At 60.1% G+C, this 2,857-nt stretch carries 4 protein-coding genes; 2 read left to right on the forward strand and 2 right to left on the reverse strand.

Annotated elements, in window-relative coordinates; genetic code table 11:
- The first annotated feature begins 615 nt into the window (after positions 1 to 615).
- Together Q7A36_RS39210 and Q7A36_RS39215 are read left to right on the forward strand one after the other, a co-directional pair.
- Entirely contained in the window at positions 616 to 942 is a 327-nt protein-coding gene (locus Q7A36_RS39210) for a nucleotidyltransferase family protein (protein ID WP_305109213.1), read from the forward strand.
- Positions 939 to 1,292, forward strand: coding sequence for a HepT-like ribonuclease domain-containing protein (locus Q7A36_RS39215; RefSeq protein WP_305109214.1), 354 nt, complete (start codon positions 939 to 941; stop codon positions 1,290 to 1,292). The genes Q7A36_RS39210 and Q7A36_RS39215 overlap by 4 nt, the downstream gene beginning before the upstream one ends.
- 121 nt (positions 1,293 to 1,413) lie before the next feature.
- On the opposite strand, the gene Q7A36_RS39220 is transcribed toward Q7A36_RS39215, so the two are convergent.
- Positions 1,414 to 1,788: a replication protein RepA gene (locus Q7A36_RS39220; protein WP_305109215.1), complete on the reverse strand. Its 375-nt coding sequence runs from the start codon at positions 1,786 to 1,788 to the stop codon at positions 1,414 to 1,416.
- A 2-nt stretch (positions 1,789 to 1,790) separates the two neighbouring features.
- Positions 1,791 to 2,537 (reverse strand): replication protein RepA, encoded by a 747-nt coding sequence (locus tag Q7A36_RS39225; protein ID WP_305109216.1) that lies wholly within the window; start codon positions 2,535 to 2,537, stop codon positions 1,791 to 1,793.
- Positions 2,538 to 2,857: the final 320 nt, after the last annotated feature.

A 2,857-nucleotide genomic window follows, 5' to 3' on the forward strand; every position in this document is an offset into this window, starting at 1 on the left:
CCTCGGTCCATACTCGCCTCACCACTGACAACCCGAGGGTGCCATCACCCATCCCAGTAGCGCCAACGCAGCTTCGCGTGTGACCCGGTTCTGAACCACGCCGGCGCAGCCGCCGTACGCCGCACTGGTCGCAATACGGACGGACACTGTTGGCGAAATCAGGAAGGCACCACACTGGCCCGAGCTATGTGCGTCCGCGGTTGCGCCATTCGAGAATGTTCCGACCAGTTTTCCCGACTTCGGGTCACGATGCCGACCTGATTTCCCGCATTGGTGTGCGCAGCCAAGTAGCCCGGCGACTTCGCCAACAGTGTCCGGACGGTTGCAAAAATACCCGTGCACCTGAGCCGCGATCAGGTGGCATTGCCCGCTTCCAGGCTGAAGTCACAACGTCGCTACAGTATGCTCGGTTACGAATGCGCTCGCCGGAGCCGACTACGTGTTGCGGTAACATGCTGCCAGCCCCGGCCAGCTCCAGCATGAGCCGCTGCTGAATCGCGTCCGCACCCCCATCACCGGCAGCGGTGGGCATAGCACCCCGAGGATCTGGACGGTCCCCCAGAGAGTTTTATAGAGGCGTTGCGTTGCGGTGCCGGTTTCGGCTAGGTCATGATCATGAGCGAGACGGCCGTTCTTCCTGTGACGTCCGAGGCGCTAGCCGCCCTCCCGGAATTATGCGAGCGTTTCGGGGTGCTCCGTCTTGCCCTGTTCGGCTCTGCCGCAACAGGGCACTTCAATCCCGAGGACAGCGACATTGACCTCCTGGTTGCCTTCCGGGAGCCGCCGCCTGGCGGTTATGCTGAAGCCTTCTTCGGCTTGCAATCTGCTCTGGTAGGTCTGTTCGGACGCAGGATTGACTTGGTCACCGAGGCGTCTCTCAAGAATCCTTGGTTCCGACGGCAGGTGCTTTCCGAAGCCCGTCAGTTGTTCCCGGTTGCATGATAGAGGGTAAAGCCGCCAAGCTGCTATGGGATGCTGAAGCGGCTGCGGAGCGTATTACCCGTTTCACGGTGGGGCGACGCTTTGCTGATTACGAAGCTGATGACCTGCTGCGATCGGCTGTGGAGCGGCAGTTCGAGATCATCGGTGAGGCGCTTGCGACCTTACGCCGGATTGACCTCGAGACTGCGAGCCGGATCCCTGATCTTCCGCGCGTGGTAGCTTTCCGTAATCTCTTAATCCATGGCTACGCCGAGATCGATAGCCGGATCGTCTGGGAGGTGGTGGAGCGCGACCTCCCGGCACTCCGGATTGTCTTAGCGGAATTGTTGGCGCAGGCTCGACCGGCATAGGCTGGCCTGCCCACAATGCGCCGCGTGCATGTTGAACCAGAGGCGAACATATCAGGAAGCTCATAGCCGGTGCTCTGGTGCCAGAGGCAATGACGGCATCCGACGACTCTGAGCGGGGGGTTTACCGGCGGCCCACCGCAACCAAGCGCTTTTCTACCGGCGGGCGTGAGGGGTAGAGGACCAACCCCTCTTCGTTCATCTCCAACCGGGCCTCGGGATAAGCAACGACTGCTGGCGCTAAGGCGACCTTGAAATTTTCCCGAAAGCTGCGCGCTCGGCCATAGTTGCTGCCGAACTGGCTCATCAGCGCGGCCCAGCGGATGGGTGTCGGCTTTTCCAATGTATGCAGTCGATATGCCAGCCAAATGTAAAGATCAAGGCTCACGCTCTTGCTGGCGAGTTGCTGGAGAGCAGTCTCTCGAAGTGGGACAGGGTGCTGGCGCAAGGCATCATAGAACGTCTCGTCTAAGTGTCTGACCAGGAACAAGTTGAGCATTTTCAAATGCTTACAGAAATGCCGCAATTCTTAAGCCATTGAAATTTCAGATTATTTTTCATTTCGATCGTCCTTGGCGGTTTCTCCGCGCGTCTATGTCTTTGATATCGCAGAAGATGTTCTTGGTCGGACACTAAGACGACACGGTCTTCCCAGAGTTCGGTCTGCCGATCGTCGTCCTGCCTGTGGTGGAAACGCAGACCCGATCGTACGAAGCGGCCCGCTTCCCAGCCACTTGCGTCTTCGCCGGTCCAGAAGAACTTCAGAGAGCAAGCCGCGATCCGTGTCGCTTGCTCTCTCAGTGCCTTGCCAGTCTCTCCACCCCACGACAAACCCATTCGGCCAAGCCAGTGGCGCATGCTGCGACCCAACTCGACTTCACGGCTGCCAGTGCGGATAGCCTGAGTCTGCAGGTAAAGAAGAATCATTCGGGCGCGGGCACCATAGGGCACCCCGACCAGCTTGGGCTGACCCTTGCCGCGGACAATGCGGCCCGGCTCCACGAGTAGCCGCACCCTGTGGCCGCTTTTGTCCCACGCTGCGTCATCAGGCAGCCGGCGATGGGGCAATCCGGTCAGGCAGAAGCCGGTATAGGTGATCCCGATCTTGCCTTCATCATCGCTCATAACTTCCGCGGCGATATCTACGAGGCTGCGCTGCTCGGGCTCGACCATTGCGCGCGCTTGATCCCGTCCGTGGACGAGAACGAGTTGGCGTATGCCACCATCGACATCCCTGGTCATCGCCATTCCCCTTTATCGTCTAGGACAATCGGTGGCGTCGCGGGTCGACGTCAACGGGGGGGTTTCTGGCGGGGCTAGTAGAAGGTAGTTGGATTCTGACTAGTAGAGTCTGCCACCAACCCCCCCGGGATAAGTCCGAGTGGCGCCAGAATTCCCCCCATATCGCGCCACCAAACCCCCCGGGACCAAATCGTCGTCCTGTGAACAGTTGAAGCGCCGGGAAACCCCCATCCCGGTCGAATCGGCGAGTACCAGGGTGCCAGCAGCCTCCCGTTCTGGGCGATTCGGGCCGAAGGCAAAGGACGGTGTGCGCCGGTAAACCCCCC

The organism is Paracraurococcus lichenis (assembly GCF_030657435.1).
GTDB lineage: Bacteria > Pseudomonadota > Alphaproteobacteria > Acetobacterales > Acetobacteraceae > Paracraurococcus > Paracraurococcus lichenis.